General features: G+C 44.9%; 14 protein-coding genes. 11 read left to right on the forward strand and 3 right to left on the reverse strand.

From position 1 onward, the window contains the following. The 7 genes from MmiAt1_RS02100 to MmiAt1_RS02130 all read left to right on the forward strand — a co-directional run. A partial coding sequence (locus MmiAt1_RS02100) for an InlB B-repeat-containing protein (RefSeq protein WP_318785251.1) occupies nt 1-1,296 on the forward strand: 1,296 nt, incomplete at its 5' end. A gap of 512 nt (nt 1,297-1,808) precedes the next feature. After that, nucleotides 1,809-4,934: an InlB B-repeat-containing protein gene (locus MmiAt1_RS02105; RefSeq protein ID WP_318785252.1), complete on the forward strand. Its 3,126-nt coding sequence runs from the start codon at nt 1,809-1,811 to the stop codon at nt 4,932-4,934. A gap of 200 nt (nt 4,935-5,134) precedes the next feature. Then, entirely contained in the window at nt 5,135-6,223 is a 1,089-nt protein-coding gene (gene endA / locus MmiAt1_RS02110) for a tRNA-intron lyase (RefSeq protein ID WP_318785253.1), read from the forward strand. A 68-nt stretch (nt 6,224-6,291) separates the two neighbouring features. Beyond that, nucleotides 6,292-6,750 carry a DUF2209 domain-containing protein gene (locus MmiAt1_RS02115; RefSeq protein ID WP_318785254.1) on the forward strand — a complete coding sequence of 153 codons (459 nt, stop codon included), beginning with the start codon at nt 6,292-6,294 and terminating at the stop codon, nt 6,748-6,750. Then, nucleotides 6,747-8,042, forward strand: coding sequence for a GTPase HflX (gene hflX, locus MmiAt1_RS02120; protein WP_318785255.1), 1,296 nt, complete (start codon nt 6,747-6,749; stop codon nt 8,040-8,042). The genes MmiAt1_RS02115 and hflX overlap by 4 nt, the downstream gene beginning before the upstream one ends. A gap of 1,124 nt (nt 8,043-9,166) precedes the next feature. Next, nucleotides 9,167-9,661, forward strand: coding sequence for an Lrp/AsnC family transcriptional regulator (locus MmiAt1_RS02125; protein WP_318785256.1), 495 nt, complete (start codon nt 9,167-9,169; stop codon nt 9,659-9,661). 11 nt (nt 9,662-9,672) lie between these two features. Next, the gene (locus MmiAt1_RS02130) at nt 9,673-10,875 is read left to right on the forward strand and encodes an aminotransferase class I/II-fold pyridoxal phosphate-dependent enzyme (protein WP_420891267.1); all 1,203 of its coding nucleotides are present in this window, start codon (nt 9,673-9,675) and stop codon (nt 10,873-10,875) included. Nucleotides 10,876-11,049: 174 nt separating this feature from the next. On the opposite strand, the gene MmiAt1_RS02135 is transcribed toward MmiAt1_RS02130, so the two are convergent. After that, entirely contained in the window at nt 11,050-11,367 is a 318-nt protein-coding gene (locus MmiAt1_RS02135; protein WP_318785257.1) for a DUF3784 domain-containing protein, read from the reverse strand. Between the two features lie 325 nt (nt 11,368-11,692). Between MmiAt1_RS02135 and MmiAt1_RS02140 the strand changes: the two genes are divergently transcribed. After that, nucleotides 11,693-13,315: a sodium:solute symporter family transporter gene (locus MmiAt1_RS02140; protein WP_318785258.1), complete on the forward strand. Its 1,623-nt coding sequence runs from the start codon at nt 11,693-11,695 to the stop codon at nt 13,313-13,315. 376 nt (nt 13,316-13,691) lie between these two features. Beyond that, nucleotides 13,692-15,143, forward strand: a complete 1,452-nt coding sequence (locus tag MmiAt1_RS02145) for a right-handed parallel beta-helix repeat-containing protein (RefSeq protein ID WP_318785259.1) — start codon at nt 13,692-13,694, stop codon at nt 15,141-15,143. A gap of 336 nt (nt 15,144-15,479) precedes the next feature. On the opposite strand, the gene MmiAt1_RS02150 is transcribed toward MmiAt1_RS02145, so the two are convergent. Continuing rightward, complete coding sequence (locus tag MmiAt1_RS02150; protein WP_318785260.1) at nt 15,480-16,238, reverse strand: Nif3-like dinuclear metal center hexameric protein; 759 nt, start codon at nt 16,236-16,238, stop codon at nt 15,480-15,482. A gap of 353 nt (nt 16,239-16,591) precedes the next feature. Between MmiAt1_RS02150 and engB the strand changes: the two genes are divergently transcribed. Both engB and MmiAt1_RS02160 read left to right on the forward strand, forming a co-directional pair. Then, nucleotides 16,592-17,224 carry a GTP-binding protein EngB gene (gene engB, locus MmiAt1_RS02155; protein ID WP_318785446.1) on the forward strand — a complete coding sequence of 211 codons (633 nt, stop codon included), beginning with the start codon at nt 16,592-16,594 and terminating at the stop codon, nt 17,222-17,224. A gap of 31 nt (nt 17,225-17,255) precedes the next feature. Next, entirely contained in the window at nt 17,256-18,602 is a 1,347-nt protein-coding gene (locus tag MmiAt1_RS02160) for a tRNA pseudouridine(54/55) synthase Pus10 (protein WP_318785261.1), read from the forward strand. Nucleotides 18,603-19,988: 1,386 nt separating this feature from the next. On the opposite strand, the gene ilvD is transcribed toward MmiAt1_RS02160, so the two are convergent. Next, complete coding sequence (gene ilvD / locus MmiAt1_RS02165) at nt 19,989-21,650, reverse strand: dihydroxy-acid dehydratase (protein ID WP_318785447.1); 1,662 nt, start codon at nt 21,648-21,650, stop codon at nt 19,989-19,991. Nucleotides 21,651-21,919 lie beyond the last annotated feature (269 nt).

Raw genomic sequence — 21,919 nt, forward strand, 5'->3', positions numbered from 1 at the left:
TACAGTGCCGGTACGGAAATCACGCCGACAGGCGACATGATTTTGTACGCGCAATGGACGCGCGATACTTCCGTAAAATATACAGTCACTTACAAAGCAAACGGCGGTATCGGAACTGATTATGCTGTTGAAGTTCTTCCTGAAGATAACCATACCATTGCTTCTGTCGATGACGCCGGTTTCACTCGTTACGGATTTACATTCACTGAATGGAATGCCGATGAAAACGGTGGCGGTCAAAATTACAGTGCCGGAGCGGAAATCACACCGACAGGCGACATGATCTTGTACGCGCAGTGGACGCGTGACACTTCCGTGAAATATACAGTCACTTACAAAGCGAACGGCGGTATCGGAACTGATTATATTGCCGAAGTTCTTCCCGAAGAAAACCACACCATTGCTTCTGTCGATGATGCCGGTTTTGCGCGTTACGGATTTACATTCACTGAATGGAACATAGATGAAAGCGGCGGCGGCCAAAATTACAGTTCGGGAACGGAAATCACGCCGACCGGCGACATGATCTTGTACGCGCAGTGGACGCGTGATACTTCCGTGAAATATACAGTTACTTACAAAGCGAACGGCGGTATCGGCACAGTCAGTGACACGCTCGGTCCGTATGCTTACAATGCTGTAGTGACCGTTTTAGACGGCGCTTCTCTGATTAAAGAAGGCTCAAAGTTCATCGGCTGGAGCAAAGATCAAAGCGCAGCTGCCGCTGATTTGAATGCCGGAGATACGTTCAAAATTACGGAAGACACTGAATTGTTCGCTGTTTATGAGACGGATTCGGGACAATATACCGTCACTTATAATTCAAACGGCGGTACCGGTACTGTGGAAGATACGGCCGGCCCGTATGCTTACAACGCGGAAGTGACTGTTTTAGACGGCAAAGATTTGGTTAAAGAAGACGAAATATTCATCGGCTGGAGCACGAATCAAACGGCATTTTCTGCTGATCCTGCGTATGCGTCCGGCGGCACATTCAGAATCAGAGAGAATGTTGAATTGTTCGCGATATGGAACAGCACCGATCATCCGTCAACCGGCGGCGGTTCGGGGACGGGAACGGCAACCGTTAAAAACGGTACCGATGACAATGGCGGCAATAATCCGAATATTCCCGGAGATCCGGGCACGTCAAAACCGCCGGAAGGACCGGATGAAACGCCGAATCCTCCAAAAGCCGCCTCTGTGATTATTCTGCTGTTCCTGGCTGCAGTTGCCGTATTTGTGTTTAACGTAAAATGGGAATATGATGAAGATCAAGATGTTCCAAAAGAATGAATCATGTGAGATGAATGAATCACTTCATTCAGTTTCATTCTCAGTCTCAGTCTCAGTCTCAGTCTCATTCTTATTTTCATTTTTATTCTCATTCTTATTTTCATTTTCATTTTTGTTTTCATTTTCATTTTCATTTTTGTTTTCATTTTCATTTTCATTTTTGTTTTCATTTTTATTTTCATTTTTATTTTCATTTATTTTTTTATACGGTAAACATTTCGATTTTTCAAGTGTTTCAATTTTTTTTAAATGACTTCCGGTTTAATTCAAAAATTATTGATTCTGTTTAAAATTATTTTTTAAAAACGGCATCATTCAAACTCTTAAAATATCTATTCTGAGTGATATTTATTCACAATTAGAAATTATTATATATGAAATGTTTCAGTTCGAAATATAAATTATACTTTGTTTGAATTTTATATTGCTCATAATATTTGTTGTAAATTCACTAGTGTTGATGCTTAAAAACACGATTACAAGACTTTTATAAATTTAGGGATACGGGGGAAATGAAGTTGAATAAAAATTTTTCAAAACTCGTCTTGATTTGCTTATTGATTACGATATTAACCGCAGGCATTGTGCCTTTGGCGGCCGCCGGCGCGGACACGCACAAAGTTTCATTCTTATATGTCAGCGGAAGCGCGTATTTGACGCAGGATGTCGAACAAGGCGCGAAACTGGGAGTGCCGCTGGCGCCGGCAATTCCTGCCGGAAAACTTTCCTTTATCGGATGGTCAACCGAAAAAGATACTTTTAACGCATATAATTTTTCAAAACCGGTGACCTCAAATCTTGCCTTATACGCTCATTTTTCAGACAAATATATGGTTTCTTTTAAAGACGCCGACGGGGATATTTATCTATTCAAATTAGCGGAGCCGGGAGCAACGGTCGCACAGCCGCAGGAAGCGCCGCAGACGACTGATGAAAGTTTCTTTTTGTATTGGACGGTGGATGACGGAACCGGCGCAGACCACGGCAGCTACGAATTTACGAATCCCGTTAACAGCAACTTTGTTTTAAGACCGATATACGGCGATTCATTCTATGTTTATTTCCATTCGATGGGCGGATCACCCGTGGATTACCAGCTCATCGACAAAGGAGACAAAGCTGTCCGGCCCGAACAAAATCCGGCTCGCCCGGGATATAATTTTTCGTATTGGAGTCTGAAAGAAGATGCAAAACCGACGGCTGAAGACAAGGCGGCATATGAATACAAATTTACGGAAAACACCGTCGCCGAATCTTTCACAATCTATGCCGTATGGGATTCAAGCGAAATGGCGTATTGGCCGGAAGTCAAAGTCGTCATATGGCAGGAAATAGAAAATTCGGCAATCAACTTCGATAATTCGGATACGACCGATTCCGAAAAAGACAATTATAAAAATTATGTCTACTATGATTCATACATTTATAATGCAGAAGCGGGAAAAGAATTCAATCCTTCACAAAGCGCTGTTGAAACATACATCACGCCTCCCGATCACAGCGTCTTTTATAAAATCAGTCCCGTTGTCGTCGAAGGCGACGGCTCGTCGGCCGTAAATGTGTATTACATCAGCAAAGTGTACACGGTTTATTTTGATTTGGCCGTGGCCGGTGCCGAGTTAAAGGCCGGTGAAGAAACATATACCTACGACGGTGACAAATATTCCGTCAAAGCCAAATACAATATGGATTTGGCGAATCTGTGGCCGTTAAACGGCAACGACCAATTCGAGATCAGCCATTCGACTTACCTTTTCCAGGGCTGGCAGCCGCCGAACGGGCTGAACAGCGAAACGAACAACGTTATTTGGGTGTCAAAGAGATTATCACTGACGGAAAATATGATTCCTTCTCCGAGTTATTTTTCCGACTCGGAATACACTGTCAGCGCGACATGGCTGCCCTCCGGATACAATGTCCGGCTGAATTATATGTTTGAAGCGCTCCCGATTGAATTAAATGAAGATGGAGAGCCGGTCGGCACATTCGGGGAAGATTTTGTAAAATACAACGGCAAATATTACACGCTGGACACGCGTTTTACTCAGAATATTATTTCCGACGGCGCAGCAGCCATGAAACTTAAAGAAATCAGCGGAACAAGAAATGTTTCGGAATATGTCATGAACTTATCCGGGACCGATTTAACCAATGCGTCTTTGGGCGAGAAAAATATGTTTTTGCTGTACAACAGAAACAGATATGAACTCAGTTTCGACTTGATGGGCGGCAGTTTTTCCGGAGGCGGCATTGCGTCTGAAATTGCGGACGTTTACTGGGAGCAGGAATTAAGCGAAGTTTATCCGGGAGACCCGGCACGTGAGGGATATGTTTTCAAAGGGTGGTATGAAGAGCGCGAATACTTGAGGCCTTTTGATATTTCCGAAAACATCATGCCTTTCAGAAATTTGGAATTATATGCCAGATGGGAGCCGGCGGGATTGGTTGCTTCATTTTATGATCAGCCGGAAGGAACTCTTTTGGGGGAGCAAAATGTCGAAATCGGCGGCCTGATCAAAAAGCCCAAGGAAGCAATTGACGATTATTTCATCAAAGAAGGCGCCCCCTATGAAAAATTAGGTGTTTTCAGAGGATGGCATCATACGATGAGCAACGGCCTGGTTGTCAAATACGACTTTTCAAACAGTATCGGCAAAGACACTGTTTTGTACGGCATGTATCAGACGGACAATTACGCCGTTAATTATGAAAGCGCCGGAGAAACGGAAGGCACGGTTCCGACAGATGATGATAAATATAAATTGGGTGTTCGCGCAATCGTTAAAGGCAGCGAGTCCGGTTTGAAAGCCGGCAGCATGGTTTTGGCTGGTTGGGAAGAAACGGATAACAGAGGCATCATTTATTACCCGGGATCGACGATTGAAATTTTCAGCGATGTTTGGTTTGAAGCGGTTTATGCGAATGTCGACGAGATGACGACTCTGACTTACAATGCGGATTATACCGCGGATGGGGAAGCGTTTCCGGAGGAGCTTTCAATTCCGGTCATTCTCCTAAAAACTTACAAGTTAATGGATGACCAGACATTTGCGCGAAACGGCTATTCTTTAATCGGCTGGGCCGAAAATTCGGGAAGCACGGAGCCGGATTATGAATTCGACGATTTGTTTGAAATCACGGCGGGAGATCCGGTTTTGTATGCGGTCTGGGCCGAAATACAATATTGCACCGTCACATTTGCAATTCACGAAGACGATGTCAAAAAAGGCGAAATCACCAGCGAATTCGTGTTTAACGTTCCCAAGGGATCCAAGTCTGTTGAGGCGATTCCTGTTGTTTCCCGTCCGACGGTCAAACTTCTGCCGGATGACAGCGGTAAAGTGAAATACAAATTTACCGGCTGGGAAAAGCTGCCCGAATTCATCACGGAAGATTTGATTATTTATGCGGCTTTTGAGGAAATCAAAGACGGCGGCAGCTCGGGAACGACGACGGAACCGGCAAAAGTGACGGAAACACCGGAGAGAACTGATAATTCAAAACCGATGCAGGGCCTTGAAAGTCCTGTTCAGGGTTTTGAAAATCCGCTTCCGGGAGGCAATATCACCATTATCTGGATCATTCCGATTGCAATTGCAACCTTTGTATTTTGCATGAGAAGAGAGCTGGACGATTAATTCTAAAAGAGATGAGCTGCCGATTCATCTCTTTATTATTTTTGATTTTCATCTTCTTTTCATTTTTTTTCAAATTTCAGTTCTTTTCTTCTGATTTTCAATTTTCACGTAAGCAAGCTTTTTTAACTTGAATCTCTGTCTATAGTTGATATTATTGAATATACAGCAACAGTTTGCAGAACTGTAAATGCATTACATAGGTGTCGTTTTTGAAAACACAAATTAAAGGAAATTATGTCATCGGCGATTCGGATGCCGTTAGCTCTCTTTATGAATCGGGCGGTTTCGGCCGTCTGCGCGACGACAGTCTTCAATTGCGCTTTGTCGAAGCGGCTTACCTTTTGTCGCGCGGTAAAATTTCGGTTTTGAAAAACGGCGCGGAACTTGATTTTGACGCGTTTATTCAGTTTGCGGCACAGCAGGAAGAGTTTTTCGAACTCAAATACATTGTTTACAAAGACTTGAAAGAACGCGGGTATTATGTTCAGTCTTCGGCAACCGATTTCAGGGTTTATCCGCGCGGCGGGAAGCCGGGGAAAGGATCGGCGAAGAGTTATGTTTATGTGCGGTCGGAGAGAATGCCGATTCTCCTGTCCGAGCTTTTGGGACTGATCAATGAAGCGCAGAACGTGCGGAAACAATTCATTCTCGCCGTCGTCGACGAAGAAAGCGACATTACGTTTTATGATGTGAAGCGCGCCGATGCTGTCGGCCGTTTTGAAGGCGGGATGTCTGCGCCGTATCCGGCGGAAGCTGAAAAAGAGACGCCGGTAAAAGCGGTTTTGTTTAAAGAACGCGTGATTCTGGCCGATCAAGAAACGGCGGATTTGCTTTACAACAGAGCGTTTTTCGGAAAGAAAATGGATGACGAACGTCTTCTTTTATCGCTTCCCGAAGCGCTGTATTTGGCGGAAAGCGGGGTTTTGGAACTTTATGAAATGGACGGCAAAAAGCTTTCAAACGAGGCTTTCTCGGAAAATGCCGCCCGCATTGATTCTGAATTCCTGAAAAAATATGTGATTTACAAAGAGCTCAAAGAGAAAGGATTTGTTCCGAAAACAGGCTTTAAATTCGGAACGCATTTCCGTGTTTACCGCAAAGTCGAATCGCTTGACAAAATTCCGCATTCGGAGTTTTTGTTAAACGCCGTTTCGCCGGAGTACGAGTTTAAGCTGCCGGCAACATCGGGCGCAATCCGGTTGGCCAACAGCGTCCGCAAGAGAATGATTTATGCGGCGGATCTCGGCGGCCGGCGCGAATATGTTGAGTTTGAGCGCATCAAAATGTGATTCTCAAATGAAATTATAAATCAAATCAAAAATTAAATTTAAAATCTAAAACGAAAAAGGGTTTTTGTATGTTTACGGTTATTGCGGTGGATATTTCGGGTAGGCATCGGATTGACGCCGGCTATTATATGGTCTGCGCCGCCGCATCGCTTGAAATTACGCCGGCGTCGATTGAAAAAATTAATGAAATCAACACCGACGCTTTTTTGTTAAGCAAACCGCCGGAACTGCACGATATTGTTAAAATCATTGAAAACACGGCGGCCAAAATCAAGAAGAAAGGGCCGCTGATTGTTGAGCGCGGCGATCTTTTTAATTTGGATGAAAATTTATCCAAAGCGCTGTTTTCACAGGAAATCCGCTATCAGGAATCTATCGGCGAGCGAAAAGCAATTGAAATCGCCCATCATGTTTCGCTCAGCACGCGGAATCTGCTGCTCAAAGAAACGGGAATGGACATTCGGATTTACGGCAGCGAAGATGACGGAAATGAGCCCGATGGAATAAACGGAGCGGATATTGAATGAATCCATATCAAGAATCTGCGGACGCTTCCCGGAATGTGATTCTCGTCATGCGGATGGATCCTGATTCGGACCCGGAAGACAATGCGCGGAAGCTTCAGGAGTTTTCGGAGCTGACAAAAGCGCTCAATGACCGCGTTGTTGACATCATTACGCAGGAGCGCTATCCGGACCGCAAATACAATGTCGGCAGCGGCAAAGCGAAGGAAATTGCAATCGCCGCAAGGGATAAAAGAGCCAATCGGGTGATTTTTTATGACCCGCTTTCCACGTCTCAAATTTACAATCTTTCTAAACTTTGCAATGAAGCGGGGGCAAGCTGCCGCGTGATGGACCGGTTCCAGCTCATTTTGGATATTTTTGCACAGCGGGCGACAACGCACCGGTCCAAGCTGCAGGTGGAGCTGGCGCGCCTGCGTTACGAGCTGCCGAACGCGCGGATGCTTGTGTCGCTTTCCAAGAAGGAAGAGCGCGCCGGCTGGGGCGGTCTCGGCGACTATGAGGATTCGTACGAACAGGACATTAAGAAACGGATTGCAAGAATCTCATCCGAGTTGAAAAAAGCGGATTTGGAAGAAGAAGCACGCCGTGTTTACCGTCACAAAAACGGTTTTTTCATTGTGTCGCTTGCGGGGTATACAAACGCGGGCAAAAGCACGCTTTTTAACGCGCTTGTCGACGAGCAGACGGAATCCAAAGATATGTTCTTCACGACATTGATCCCGAAAACGCGGGCGCTTCTCATCAACAAACGCAAAATTCTGCTGACGGATACGGTCGGCTTCATTGAAGATCTGCCGCACTTTTTGGTGGACGCTTTTCGCTCGACACTCGAAGGCATTTATTTCTCCGACATGATTTTGCTTGTCGTTGATTTCAGCGAATCCGCCGAACACATCCGAAAAAAGCTGATGATCAGCCACGAAACGCTGTGGGAAAAAAGCACGTCCAATATCATTACCGTTCTCAACAAATCCGAAACAATGAAGCCGGCCGAGCGAAAGAAAAAATTGCAGGAACTGGAGCATTTGATTTACAATCCGATATTCATTTCCGCCAAAACAGGAATGGGCATACAGGATTTGGTTGAAGAAATCAACGAAAATCTGCCGCCGCTGATGACGCGGACAATTTCGCTGCCGAACGACGAGCGCGGCGCTGCCGCCTTGTCCTGGTTTTACGACAACGGCGTCGTTGAAGAAATCCTGTACGGAAAGTATATGACGTTTGAATTCAGCGCGGCGGAAGATGTGATGGTGAGAGCGGATGATATTGTTTTAAAAGCGAACGGCTGACGTTTTTTCGAAATCGGCGGCCGGATTTGAAAATAAATTCAAATAAACAAAAAAATAAAAAACAAAAAACAAACATCGTTTTTTAAAATTGTAAAAACTTGAACTCCGTTTTTTGCTTGAGCTGCTCTTAAGATGTTGTTTTTTCGGGGTTTATCGGGAGTTCGGGTTTGCCAAAAAATTCGAAAAACCGATGTTTCGGTTTGAAACAAATACAGCAAACCCCACTCCAAATTACGAATTTCGGGCGGCGCGAAGCGTCGAACAAAATCGGAATATGGAGAGGTTTTCCAAAAAAAGAGAAATTAAAAGAAAACGAATAATTTTTTTGAATTCAAGTTCATCAACCCTGTTATGTGTTTTCGTTGAATTCATGGGACGAATCTCCAACTCTCTTTTTGCTCGCTGGCGCTCACAAAACTCATAGTTGGAGGTGGTTGTTTTGGTTTTTCAATAATTTTTCAAAGAACTGAAACATCATTTTTTCTCAATTTTCAAAAATTTGAACTCCGTTTTTTGATTGAACCGCTCTTATGATATTGTTTTTTCGGGGTTTATCGGGAGTTCGGGTTTGCCAAAAAATTCGAAAAACCGATGTTTCGGTTTGAAACAAATACAGCAAATCCCACTCCAAATTACGAATTTCGGGCGGCGCGAAGCGTCGAACAAAATCGGAATATGTAGAGGTTTTCAAAATAAAAAATAATAAAAAAGAAAAAACTGTTCAGCTTTTATTGAAATTTTATATTTGAAAAACCTCTCTAATTTCCGATTCGTCTTTCGCTTCGCTTCAGCCGAATTCGGAAATTAGAGTGGGGTTTGATTTGATTTCAAAAGCAAACATCGTTTTTTAAATCAAACAAAAATGAACGCCCGATAAAACCAAAAAAACAATATCTCAAAGCAGCTCAAGCAAAAAACGGCGTTCGATTTTCAAACTTTATCAAACCCGATGTTTTGTTTATTCAAATTTCTCGGAAATTGATTCAAAATCTTCATTAAATTGTTTCGTTTTCGTTCCCTTTATATATCTTGATTTGTTCTAATTTTATCGCAAGTTTGCATATCGCATCCGCTCTTGTTAGGCGCGGACATCTTGCAAGAAACTCAAAAAGGAGTTAACAGAAATGGATAAACAAACACAGGACGTTCTTGAAATTCTGGAACAAAACGCGAAAGCGACTCCCGAAGAAATTTCAGAACTCACCAGAATTCCGCCGGCTGAAGTTCGAGAAATGATTCGGACGCTGGAAGCGGCGGGCGTGATTCGGAGCTATAAAACAATCGTCGATTGGGATTTAGTCGAAGGTCCGTACGTGTACGCGTTTGTCCAGCTCAAAGTGTCACTCGAACGCGGCCACGGCTACCAGAAATTGGCCGACCGCATCTGCAAGTTCACGGAAGTCAGATCGCTGCGCCTCTTGTCGGGCGAAGACTATGACTTGGAATTCATGATTCAGGGAAAATCCATGAAAGATGTCGCGTTCTTCGTCGCGGACAAAATCGCGACGCTCGACCAGGTCCAAAATACATCGACGCACTTCATTTTAAAAACATACAAAGAAGACGGCGTCATTGTGGAAGAGAAAGAAGAATTCAAAAGACTTCAAGTTTCGCCGTGAGGAACAGCATTATGACACAAATACCCAAACAAACCCCGAGAAAAGTGGATCTCGATTATTCAAAATACATCACAAATAAAATGCAGCATGTACCGCCGTCAGGAATCCGGAAATATTTCGACATCGCGGCAGGCATTGAAGATGTGATTTCCCTCGGCGTCGGCGAACCTGACTTTGTGACGCCCTGGCACATCCGCGAAATGTGCATTCATTCCCTTGAAAAAGGCGAAACCGCATACACGTCCAATTACGGCATTCCCGAATTGCGTGACGAAATCGTCAAAAGATACAGAAGAGACTACGGCTTGGATTACGACCCCGACAAAGAAGTTCTCGTCACGACCGGCGTTTCCGAAGCCTTGGACATTGCGATTCGCGCCGTCACGGACCCGGGAGATGAAATTCTCATCGTTCAGCCGACATATGTCGCTTACGTTCCCGAAATCGTTTTAAGCGGCGGTATTCCCGTTGTCGTGAAAACGGCTGCCGAAAATGAATTTAAAATTCTGCCGGAAGAATTGGAAGCCAAAATCACGCCGAAGACGAAAGCGATTATTATCAATTATCCGCACAATCCGACCGGCGCCGTCATGACGCGCGAAGATTATGAAAAGATCGCGCCGATTATTGAAAAGCACGATTTGATTGTGATTTCCGACGAAGTTTACGAATGTATGACTTACGACGGCGCTCACACACCGTTTTCCGCTGTTGACGGCATGCGCGAGAGAACAATCCTCCTCAACGGATTCTCAAAATCATACGCGATGACAGGTCTTCGCCTCGGCTACATTTTAGCGCCGTCCGAACTGATTTCGGCCATGATGATGATTCACCAGTACTGCATGATGTGCGCGCCCGTGACATCGCAAATCGGCGGCATTGAAGCGCTCAAAAACGGCGAAGAAGAAATGAAATCCATGGTCCGCGAATTTAACCGCCGCCGCATTTTAATTGTCGACGGTTTTAACAGCCTCGGCCTGGACTGTTTCGAACCCAAAGGCGCTTTCTACGCGTTCCCGTCCATCAAATCAACAGGCTTGACATCAGAAGAGTTTGCCGACAAATTCTTTGCCGGTCAGCATGTCATCACAATCCCGGGAACGGCATTCGGTGAAGCCGGCGAAGGACATTTGAGATGCGCTTATGCGACATCGAGGGATGACATTAAAATCGCATTGGACCGTTTTGAAGATTTCTTAAAAACATTGTAATAATTCAATCAAAAAATTCGTGAAACAAAGAATCAACTTTGTTTCATTTTTCTCTTTTTCTTTTCCGTCTTTTATTCACCTGCCGCCGCGCGCGAACTGCACATCTTTTTAAAATAATTCGAAATTCAAGATTCGTTTTTGGTTTGTTTAAAAATGAATTTTAAAATAAAAAATTCAGCTGAAAACGCCGCCGTTATATCTTTTCTGAATGAAATAAATCCAAACGAAAGCGGCAATCATAATTATCAATAAAACAGCGACGGACAAACGCATATCAATCGGCCACAGCAGCGCGCTTAAAAGAAGTCCGATGCCGAGCAGAATCATGGCAAGACCCATTTTTCGACCGTATCCTTTGAAATCGGTGACATTTTTTTGATGATAATCATGAATCAAATCGGTTTTTCCGTTGTAAATGAAGTATCCCAATATGAAAAAAAGAACACTTGAAAACAACATCACCGCCAAATAAATCAAAGAGCCCGTATCCATAAAAATTCCCTGAAACAGAATTTAGGAAAACGAATCATAAATAAGTTTGGCAGAAAGGAGTAAGTGCAGACAGAAACAATCTCCGAAATAAGATTGAATAAAAAACGTAAACATTGAATAAAAGGCGTAACGCATTGAAAAAAAAGGCTAAAGCATCGAAAAAAGACCGATAAAGTGAAATTCAGCTTAAAAAACTTTCTCTTTTTTTGACTTTATTTTTTCTTTTGAAAGAAATCCGTTTTTCGCCAAGTGAAGAAACGGATTTTAAGCGGAAATGAAACGCAATGTTTAAGACCTGAATTTTATTTTACGTTCTTGAGAAATTATGGAAATAGGTATAGAAATCATCATCATTGCGATTTATCTCATTGCGATGCTCATTATCGGTTTCGTGACTCAAAGAATCGGGTCATCCTCTTCCAAAGGGTATTTGGTTGCAAACAGAAATGTCGGGGCGCTGTTGATTGGCGGTACGCTCTTTGCGACATTCTGGGGCGGAGGAACGGTTATGGGCGGCGCAGGCGCAGCTCTCGACTCATACAATTTAGGCACTGTTGCCGATCCGTGGGCTTCGGGCATTACGCTTATTATCATGGCTTTGTTCATGGTTCCGATTTTGCTGAAAATGAAAATGGGAACGCTCGGCGAAATGTACCGCATCCGTTTCGGAAAACGCGGCGCTTACGTTGCTTCGATTCTTTCGGTTCCGACGCTGATTGCGTGGACGGCCGTTCAAATGGTTGCCATCGGCAAAATGCTGAACTTGTTCATCGGTGTTGAACCGTGGATCAGTATGCTTTTGGCCGGCGGTATTGTTATTGTTTACACTTATATGGGCGGGATGCTCGCGGTCATTTGGACCGACAACATTCAGGCAGCAATCATTATTCTGGGTCTTTTGGTTTTGATTCCGGCAGCCATCTGCTACATTGCTGCTGGCGGCAGCCCTGATTTTGCGCTGAACCTGAACAACATGGTTTCAGGCCTCGGCATCATCAAAGAAAACACGCCCAACGACTTCTGGACACTCTTCCCGTCGGCCGACCCCGACCATCCGAGCGGCATGGTCCGCACCGTCAAAGGCATTTTGCTCTGGGCGGCAGCCTGGTGCGGTATGGGTCTGGGCAGTCTGGCTTCTTTGGACATCACGCAGCGCGTTTTAACGGCCAGAGATGAAAAAGCGGCAAAAGGCGGTTTGGTTGCCGGCGCCGGTCTTTATTGGGTGGCCGGTCTCGGTCCGATTTTCATCGGTCTTTTGGGCATTGTGATGACGCAGCTCGGCTTCTTTTCGGGTGCGGAATTGGCAACGCTTGCCGGTGACTCTGAAGTGATTGTGCCGATGCTTGCTCAAAAACTGCTTCACCCGATCCCGATGGCGATTTTCATCGGCTCTTTGATGGCGGCGATTATGTCAACCTCCAGTTCGACAATTTTCGCGTCTGCCGCCGTGATTTCAACGGTCTTGATTCCGGGGACGGTCGGCGAAAAGCAGTCGGTTGAAAACGATATGAAGGCCATTCGTCTGACAAAAATATTGGTGGTCGTCATCGGCGTGTTTTGTATCGGCATCAGTATGCTTGCTGTCAGTTTGTATGATCTGATGATTTTCGGATTTACGCTTTTGTTCGCCTGTTTGTTCTGGGCAGTCGTTTGCGGTTTGTTCTGGAAGAAAGCAAATGTTCCGGGCGGCATTGCATCTATGCTTGTCGGCATTACATTCTCGATTCTGGGCTGCGCTTATTTGTCGCTTCAGGCCGGCGGTCTTGTGATTGTTCCGCCGGATGCGGAGTGGGAAATTTATTTCACGTTCGTTCCGTGGCTTTTCTCAGGCATTGCGATGTTTGCCGTTTCTTTGCTGACGCAAAAGAAACATCCGCCGCTTCCGCTGACGGATACGGACGGCAATGTTTTGAAGTGGCCCGAGCTTTCGGGAAATGCTGAAAAATAATTTTTTACGGGGATTTTTTCCCCGTCTCTTTTTGTTTTTGCTTTTGTTTCTTGCTTTTGTTTTTTGTTCGGCGCACCGCGCGCGCGAACCGTCCGATTTTAAAAGATTTTTAAAAAAGTATCGGTTTTTTGGGCTGAAAAATCCGGTTTTGTTTTTTCGGAAATGTCATTTGCCTGTTTCCCCGTCAAAACGGTGATTTTGAAAAATCCGGTTTGGTTTAATTTTATAATTCATTCGTTTATTTTTCGTTGATATAGTTATCGTTTTTGAAAAAATCAGAACACCTATTTATGTTCAGGAAATTGGGTTTTTTGAAAGCAAACCGTTTTTGTCTTGCAGTTTGCTGTCATCTGAAATAATTCAAAGGAGGATAACTATGAAAAACAATATACGAACTTTCGGGAAAGTGCTTTTGCTTTCCTTTTTGATTTTGCTGGCTTTGACCGGGACCGCGGCTGCCAAAGAATGGACTGTCGGCGGAGCAGATGCGGATTTTCCGACGCTGCCTGAAGCTGTTGCTGCCGCCGCTGATGGTGATTCGATTCTCATCCGTGCCGGCACGTATGAAACAGCCGCGAACATCAGTGTCGGAAAAACATTGACGATTGAGGGCGAGCACAAAGAAAATACAATTTTGGATTTGGGCGGATTTTCAATCATTCCGAAAAAAGAGAATTTTGTTCTTAAAAATGTGACACTGACAAACGGCTCAAACGGCATCAATCTTCAGACAAATGCCGCGGACGCCACGATCGAAAATTGTATTTTTGACGGCATGACGCACAAAGACGGTATCAAGCTTGCCAAAGACGGCGCCGTTTTCAAAAACAACATTGTCCGAAATATGAACGGTTTTACAAATGCCGTTTATGTGACCGGAAATGATGTTCAGATCATCGGCAACACTTTAACCGGTCTTTCGGGAAGCGGCAACGCCGCCAGAATCCTTTGTCTTGAAAATGCGAGCGGCGCTTTGATTGAAGGAAATATCATTACAAACAACGCGGGAGAAGCCATCCGTCTTTGGAAAGCTGAAACAGGAAGTGCTGTGATCACTCAAAATACGATTTCGGGAAACACGCAGAAAGGCGTTTACTTCTACAATGCCGGCGAAAACAATGCTGTTTATCTGAACGACATCTTTGATAATGCCGGCGGCAACATTGCCGGTTACGGAACTCTTCCGGATGTCGTTTCTTTTAACAGCCCTCAAAGCCAAACGCTTTCTTACGGCGGCCAGTCCTGGACGGGAAAACCCGGAAACTATTGGGGCGATGATTATGAAGGCGCTGACAACGGCAAAGGTATCGGAAGCACGGCACAAACGATTTTGGACGACTATGAAGATCTGAATCCGCTGATGTATTCCTTTTCGGCATACGCAATCAGTTCAGGCGGTTCCGGTGAACCCGGTGAACCCGAAGAGCCGGAAGAACCTGAAGAGCCGGAAGACCCCGAGCCGCAGCCCGGGAGTTCAAGCACTTCCATTTCAATGACGACAAATATCATTCCGTCTGTTTCCGTTTCATTCTCTATTGACTCGCTTGACTTCGGCGACTTGGCCGCAGGACAGACAAGCGCTGCCAAAGAACTTGAAATTACAAACAGCGGCGGATGCGATGTTGTTGTGACGGCGGAAGTGACCGACTCGTCCGATGATTTGTACAAGAGAGGCATTTGGATTGACGAAGCCTTCTGGCAGGACTTTGAAAAAGTTGTGGCACAAGGCGACACTGAAATTTCCGAAGTCGTCTTAAAAGTTCCGGCAGACTATTCCGGCACCGGAAATGTTGACGGAACAATGATTCTGTGGGTTGAAGCCTGCTGAAAAATTCTGTTAAAGAATTCTGCTGAAGAATTCTGAAGTTCTGCTGGAATTCTGAAGACTTCTGTTGAAAAATTCTGTTAAAAATTCTGCAGAAAAAAAGCATGTAAGGAATTGTGAGTGAATAAAATGAAATCATCTTCATTTCAAAGATGATTTCTTTATTTTTTATATTCTCATTTCTTTTTATTATTCTCATGTCTTTTTATTATTCTCATTTATCTTTCATTTTTTCATTTATTGAGTTTAATGAGATTTGTCTTTTTTACCGCTGCGGCCGCCGCGCGCGAGCTGCTTGGTTTTTTGGAAATATCAAAACCGGCGTTTTGTTTTGAAAAATTAAATCGACTTCAATTCGGGATTATCATCAATAAATAAAATTTCGGTTTTGCTTCCGATTTCTTTTTCCAGGCGCTGTGCCAAAACGCGCATGCCGGGATTTTCGGTGGCGTAATGGCCGGCGTCGATGATTGTCATGTCGCCGCGTTCGCGCAGAACATCGCTGTGTTTGAGTTCGGAAGAAAGAAATGCGTCAACGCTGTTTGCTTTGGCGATGGAAAGTGCGTGGCGGTTGAGGCAGCTGCCGCCGCAGATCATCACTTTTCGAATCGTTTTGTCGCCGGCATAAAGAAGCGGTGTGTTCAGTTTTTCGGAAACTTTTTTGACAAATTCTTCCGTTTCAATCGGGGTGACGGTTCCGATGATTCCGAAGTCGGTCATGCATGTTTCTTTCAAGCCGAACATGTCGGCCAAAACGGTATTGATGCCGCCGTCGGCGTTGTCGTAATTGGTGTGCATCGCATAAATGGAAATATTGTTGTCAAAAGCGATTTTCAGGCGTTTTGCCAAATCTTCGGGAATCGTCATAATCGGATGAAAAAGCGGCGTGTGATGGCAGATCAGAATGTCGGCGCCGAAGTCGGCGGCTTTTTGAAGGACATTGTTCGTCACGTCAAGGGTGACAGCGATTTTTTTGACTTCTCTGTTTTTGGTATAAAGGAGGTCCAAAATCATTCCAATTCTTCCGTTGTCGAAATCATCGGCGATTTCGGGCGGCGCGATTTGTTCTAAAAGTTGAATCAGTTCCTCTTGTTTCATAATTCCAAAAAAGGTCTGCATCCTTTAAATAGAAGACGACAATATTCATGCTTCTGCAATTTTGCATTAAATTCAATTTATATCAGTTTAAATGCACAATTTATGTTAATTTACATATCAGTTTATTGAATCAATCAGTTTATTGAATCATTTACAAATCATTATTAAATTTAAAATTATTAAATTTCCAGTACAGTTGGATTGATTCACTGGATGACTCAATCGCCAATCACCGCCAAAAATAAAAGAGGTCATAAACAATGTCAGCCCCTCCCGTGTCCCATAAGCCGAAACACGGCATTAAGAGAAAGAAGAATCTGGCGAAATTAAAAACCCGCCAGAAAGCCAAAACGATGGAAAAAATTGAAAAGAAGAACGATGCCGTGACTTTTGAAGTCGTTTTTGTCGGCCGTTCGAATGTCGGCAAGTCCACGCTTTTGAAAAGTTTAACCGGAAGGAATGTCCGGACCGGCAAACGGCCGGGTGTGACGCTGAAGCCGACGCACCTTTATTTTGATGATTTTTTGATTACGGATATGCCGGGATTCGGTTTTATGTCCGGCGTGACGCCGGAAAAATCGGAAGATGTGAAGAACACAATTGTTCGGTACATTGAAGAGCATGCCGACCGGATTTATTTGGCGGTTCAGGTTATTGACGGTCCGGCTTTTGTTGAAATCGTTGAGCGCTGGGATGCGCGCGACGAGATTCCGATTGATTTGGAACTTCACGACTTTTTGGAAGAAATGGGCATTATTACGGTTATTGCGGCCAATAAAATGGATCGTGTCAAAGAAGATGAAAAGGATGAGCTGCTCGGCGAAATTGCCGAAATTTTCGGTTATGAGGAAGGGCCGTGGAAGGAAAGCGGAGCTTTGATTGCGCCCGTTGCCGCCCGTGCCGGCGACATCCGCCCGCTGGTTTCGCATCTGAAAAATGAATTCCATAAGATGAAACGCGACGATTTGTTCAAGCACTTCAAATGAGAAAGGACGAAGAAGAGGGAGATGAGAAAAAATGACAACGATTCTTGAAATTGCCGAAAAAATTATTGCCGAAGGACCGATCTGCGATCACTGTCTCGGCCGTCAGTTCGCGAAATTATCGACGGGACTTTCTAATGACGAGCGCGGCAAATCTGTGAAGCTTACACTTGCAATGGACGCCGATCGCCGTTTCAAAGATGCGGGGGATATTTCGCTGCTGGAAGAGATTGCGCCGTCAAGCGTTCACGCGCAGAAAACGCTGGCCAAGGAAAACAAAACGGAGCTTGGCGATGCCGAGCCTGTTGCCGAGAAATGCTGGGTTTGTTTGGATATTTTCAAAAATTTGGATTTTTGGGCGGATTTGGCGGTTGAAAAATTGCAGGGCATCGAGTATGAAACGTTTTTGGCGGGCACCAAACTCAGCGGTCTTTTGAGCGAGAATGAAGAAATTCTTTGGGAACAGGCGGGAACGGCGTACGCGGAGCAGCTGAAAAGCGAGCTGAACCGTGAAATCGGAAAAATCATTTCGCAGAAAACCGGCAAAATGGTTGCGTTTTCAAATCCTGATGTGATGATTACGTTTGATATTGCTCAAAAGGAAGCGGATTTAAACATCCGCTCGATTTACATTTACGGCAGATATCAAAAATTGGTGCGCGGCATTCCGCAGACCAAATGGCCCTGCCGTAATTGTCACGGCAAGGGATGCGACAACTGCGGCGGAACGGGCAAGCAGTATCCGGAATCTGTCGGCGAACTGGCGGGCTATCCGCTCTGGAAAGCGTCGGAGTCCGAAGATGTCGTTTTCCACGGCGCGGGTCGGGAAGACATTGACGCGCTGATGCTCGGCACGGGCCGGCCTTTCGTTTTGGAAGCGAAAGCGCCGCTGGTCCGAACTTTGGATTTGGAAGCGCTGGAGAAAGAAATCAACGAATATGCCGCCGGCAAGGTGGAAGTGTCCAAGCTTTCAATCTGCGGCAAGGATATGGTTGAAAAATTGAAGACGGAAAAGGCGACAAAAACCTACCGCCTCAAAATCAAATTTGAATCGCCGGTGACGACGGAAGCGCTGACATCTGTTTTAAAAGAGCTGGAAGGCAAGGAAATCAATCAGAACACGCCCAACCGTGTCAAACACAGGCGCGCTGATTTGTGCCGCAACCGTACCGTTCACACCGCCGAATTGGAGCGGACGGAAACGGAAGGGACGTTCGATGTCGCCTGGGTCAAAGTTCACTGCGACGGCGGCCTTTATGTCAAGGAACTGACGTCAAGCGACGAAGGCAGAACAGTTCCGAGCATTGCGGGACTTCTCGGCGTCGGCGCAAAAGTCGATGAATTGGATGTCATTGATGTTGATATTCAGGATGCTGCGTAAGCGGTGACCGGAGGGCTGCGGGCTTGTGCGGCGTGCTGTGTGCTGTGTGCGCGCGCGGGCGGCGCCCGTTTTCTTTTTTTTGAACAAAAACGGATTTGTTTTTTTTGGTTTTTAAAAACAGATTTGTTTTTTTTTGGTTTTTTAAAACGGTATGCGATTTTCGTTGATCTTTCAACAAATGAATTGCGTTTTCGTTGATTTTTCTTTTTTGAAAAACTTTCTTCTGATTCTGATTATGTTCGCCGTTTTGAGTCGTTCCAAATCCGTAATTTGAAACGGGGTTTGTTGTGTTTGTTTCAAACCGAAACATCGGTTTTTCGAATTTTCGGCAAACCCGAACTCCCGATAAACCCTGAAAAACAATATCTTAAGAGAAGTTTAAGCAAAAAACGGAGTTCAAGTTTTTAAAAGTTGAAAAAAACGATGTTTCTTTTTTTGAAAAATTATTGAAAAACCAAAACAACCACCTCCAACGACGAGTTTCGTGAGCGTCAGCAAGCGTTAGGAGGAGTTGGAGATCCGTCCCGTGAATTCAACGAAAAATCGCAAACAGAATTAATTAAACTGAATTTTTAAACATAGAATTGTGTTTTTTTAAATTTTTCTTTTTTTGAAAAACCTCTCCAAATTCCGATTTCGTTCGCCGCTTCGCGTCGCCCGAAATTCGTAATTTGGAGTGGGGTTTGCTGTATTTGTTTCAAGCCGAAACATCGGTTTTCGAATTTTCGGCAAACCCGAACTCCCGATAAACCCTGAAAAACAATATCCTAAGAGAAGTTCAAGCAAAAAACGGAGTTCAAATTTTTACAATTTTTAAAAAAACGATGTTTCTTTTTTTTTGAAAAATTATTGAAAAACCAAAACAACCACCTCCAACGACGAGTTTCGTGAGCGCCAGCAAGCGTTAGGAGGAGTTGGAAATTCGTCCCGCGAATCCAATGAAAAATGAAAAACGGTGGAAATAGACTTGAAAAAATGTATTGCATTTTCTTTTAATTTTTCTTTTTTTTGAAAACCTCTCCAAATTCCGATTTCGTTCGCCGCTTCGCGTCGCCCGAAATTCGTAATTTGGAGTGGGGTTTGCTGTATTTGTTTCAAGCCGAAACATCGATTTTTCGAATTTTCGGCAAACCCGAACTCCCGATAAGCCCCGAAAAAACAGGATCTTAAGAGCGGTTCAATCAAAAAACGGAGTTCAAATTTTTACAATTTTTAAAAAAACGATGTTTGTTTTGAAAACTCAATAAACGCAAAAAGGGAAAGTGCAAAAAGGAAAATGCAAAAAGAAAAACGAAAAAAATAAAAAAAACGGAAAAAAACAAAAGACGAAAAATGAAAAAACGAAAAAGAAAAGAGATTTCGGGAAATCCCGAATCTCATCTTTAATTATTCAACAATTGCGCCGGAATTGGCTGAGCGAACTGTTCTCCTGTATTTTTTCAAGTATCCGTCAACGGGTTTTTCAACCGGCTTGAATGTTTTGCGGCGCTCGTTGAGCGTTTTCTCATCAACTAAAACGTTGAGCTTTCTTTTTGGGATGTCGATTTCAATCATGTCACCGTCTTTGACGAGACCGATGGGTCCGCCTTCCGAGGCTTCGGGAGAAACGTGGCCGATACAGGGACCGCGGGTGCCGCCCGAAAATCTGCCGTCTGTGACAAGCGCGACCGATTCAATGAGGCCGAGGCCGGCAATCGCCGCTGTCGGGGACAGCATTTCACGCATTCCGGGGCCGCCGCGCGGACCTTCGTAGCGGATCACGACAACATCGCCCGCAACGATTTTGCCGTTCATAATCGCAGTCATCGCGTCTTCTTCACTGTCAAAAACGCGGGCGGGGCCTGTGTGAATCATCATTTTTTCGCTGACCGCAGCTTGCTTGACGACAGAGCCGTCGGGCGCGAGACTGCCTTTCAAAACGGCGATGCCGCCTTCTTTGTGAACAGGATTTTCCACCGTCATGATCACTTTTTGATTGAACTTCGGATTCACCAAAACATGATTTTTCAGGTTTTCGCCGACTGTTTTTCCGGTTACCGTCAGTTCGTCTTTGAAAATGCGGGCGCCGAGTCTTTCAAAAATCGCGTAAATGCCGCCCGCGCGGTCAAAGTCCGTCATAAACCAGGAGCCTGCCGGACGCAGAGAAATCAGATGCGGCGTGTTTTTGCTGAGACGGTCGAAATCATCCAGCGTCAAATCAATACCGAACGCATTGGCAACGGCCGGCAGGTGAAGCGCCGTGTTGCTGCTGCCACCGATTGCCATGTCCGTCATCACGGCGTTTTCAAACGAATTCGGCGTCACAATCTTTCGTGCAGTTGTGCCGTCTTTGACCATTTGGACAATCCGTTCGCCGGATTCTTTGGCCAAACGAATCTTGCTTGCGTCCACTGCGGGCGATGTTGCGCATCCCGGAAGAGAAAGTCCGAGCGCTTCGGTCATGCATGCCATGGAGTTGGCCGTAAACATGCCCGAGCAGGAACCGCATCCGGGGCAGGCGTTGTCTTCCAGCATTTTCAGTTTATCTTCAGAAATGCTGCCGCTCTTAACGGCGCCGACGCCTTCAAACATGGAAATCAAATCCAAGTCCGAATCGTCGGCAAAACCGGGCTGCATCGGACCGCCGGTCACAACAATGGCCGGAATGTCCAGTTCCCCGGCCGCCATCAAATGTCCCGGAACAACCTTGTCGCACGACGGAATCAAAACCATGCCGTCAAACTGGTGCGCGCGGACCATCACCTCAATGGTGTCCTGAATCAGTTCGCGGCTCGGCAGGGAATAGCGCATGCCGGCATGTCCCATCGCAATGCCGTCGCAGACGCCGATGGTTTGAAACTCGAAAGGAACGCCGCCGGCATTTCGGATGCCGGCTTTAACGGCTTCGCCGATTTTATCCAAATGAATGTGTCCCGGAACGATTTCATTTTTAGAGTTGACCACCGCGATAAACGGCTTGTCGATTTCAGAGTCCGTGAGCCCCAAAGCTTTCAGCAAAGAGCGGTTGGCGGCTCTTTCAAGTCCTTTTTTAGCATTATCGCTTCTCATAATTGCTGTCATAATTGTCGCCTGAATTACAATAATTATTATTTTTTGATAAATGGATTAAAATATAATTTGATTATTTTAAAGCAAAACTATTAGATGAATTACACATCTGTCATATAAATTATTTTGAAAAATTACCGGATTTATAGTTATGGACAACAATTGCCGCAATCTCTTCCGTTCGATCCATGAAGGAAAATGGTTAAGCATAAAATATCGAAACAAACGAGATGAGGTAACATATTATTGGGCAGCCGTAAAAAATATAG

The sequence above is a fragment of the Methanimicrococcus hacksteinii genome (assembly GCF_032714515.1).
GTDB lineage: Archaea > Halobacteriota > Methanosarcinia > Methanosarcinales > Methanosarcinaceae > Methanimicrococcus > Methanimicrococcus hacksteinii.

Coding starts and splice junctions, on each gene's coding strand:
- MmiAt1_RS02135 (WP_318785257.1), bottom strand. CDS start 11,367: ATGGATACGGGCTCTTTGATTTATTTGGCGGTGATGTTGTTTTCAAGT.
- MmiAt1_RS02145 (WP_318785259.1), top strand. CDS start 13,692: ATGAAAAACAATATACGAACTTTCGGGAAAGTGCTTTTGCTTTCCTTT.
- MmiAt1_RS02130 (WP_420891267.1), top strand. CDS start 9,673: ATGACACAAATACCCAAACAAACCCCGAGAAAAGTGGATCTCGATTAT.
- MmiAt1_RS02150 (WP_318785260.1), bottom strand. CDS start 16,238: ATGAAACAAGAGGAACTGATTCAACTTTTAGAACAAATCGCGCCGCCC.
- MmiAt1_RS02140 (WP_318785258.1), top strand. CDS start 11,693: ATGGAAATAGGTATAGAAATCATCATCATTGCGATTTATCTCATTGCG.
- engB (WP_318785446.1), top strand. CDS start 16,592: ATGGAAAAAATTGAAAAGAAGAACGATGCCGTGACTTTTGAAGTCGTT.
- hflX (WP_318785255.1), top strand. CDS start 6,747: ATGAATCCATATCAAGAATCTGCGGACGCTTCCCGGAATGTGATTCTC.
- MmiAt1_RS02105 (WP_318785252.1), top strand. CDS start 1,809: ATGAAGTTGAATAAAAATTTTTCAAAACTCGTCTTGATTTGCTTATTG.
- MmiAt1_RS02160 (WP_318785261.1), top strand. CDS start 17,256: ATGACAACGATTCTTGAAATTGCCGAAAAAATTATTGCCGAAGGACCG.
- MmiAt1_RS02115 (WP_318785254.1), top strand. CDS start 6,292: ATGTTTACGGTTATTGCGGTGGATATTTCGGGTAGGCATCGGATTGAC.
- MmiAt1_RS02125 (WP_318785256.1), top strand. CDS start 9,167: ATGGATAAACAAACACAGGACGTTCTTGAAATTCTGGAACAAAACGCG.
- ilvD (WP_318785447.1), bottom strand. CDS start 21,650: ATGAGAAGCGATAATGCTAAAAAAGGACTTGAAAGAGCCGCCAACCGC.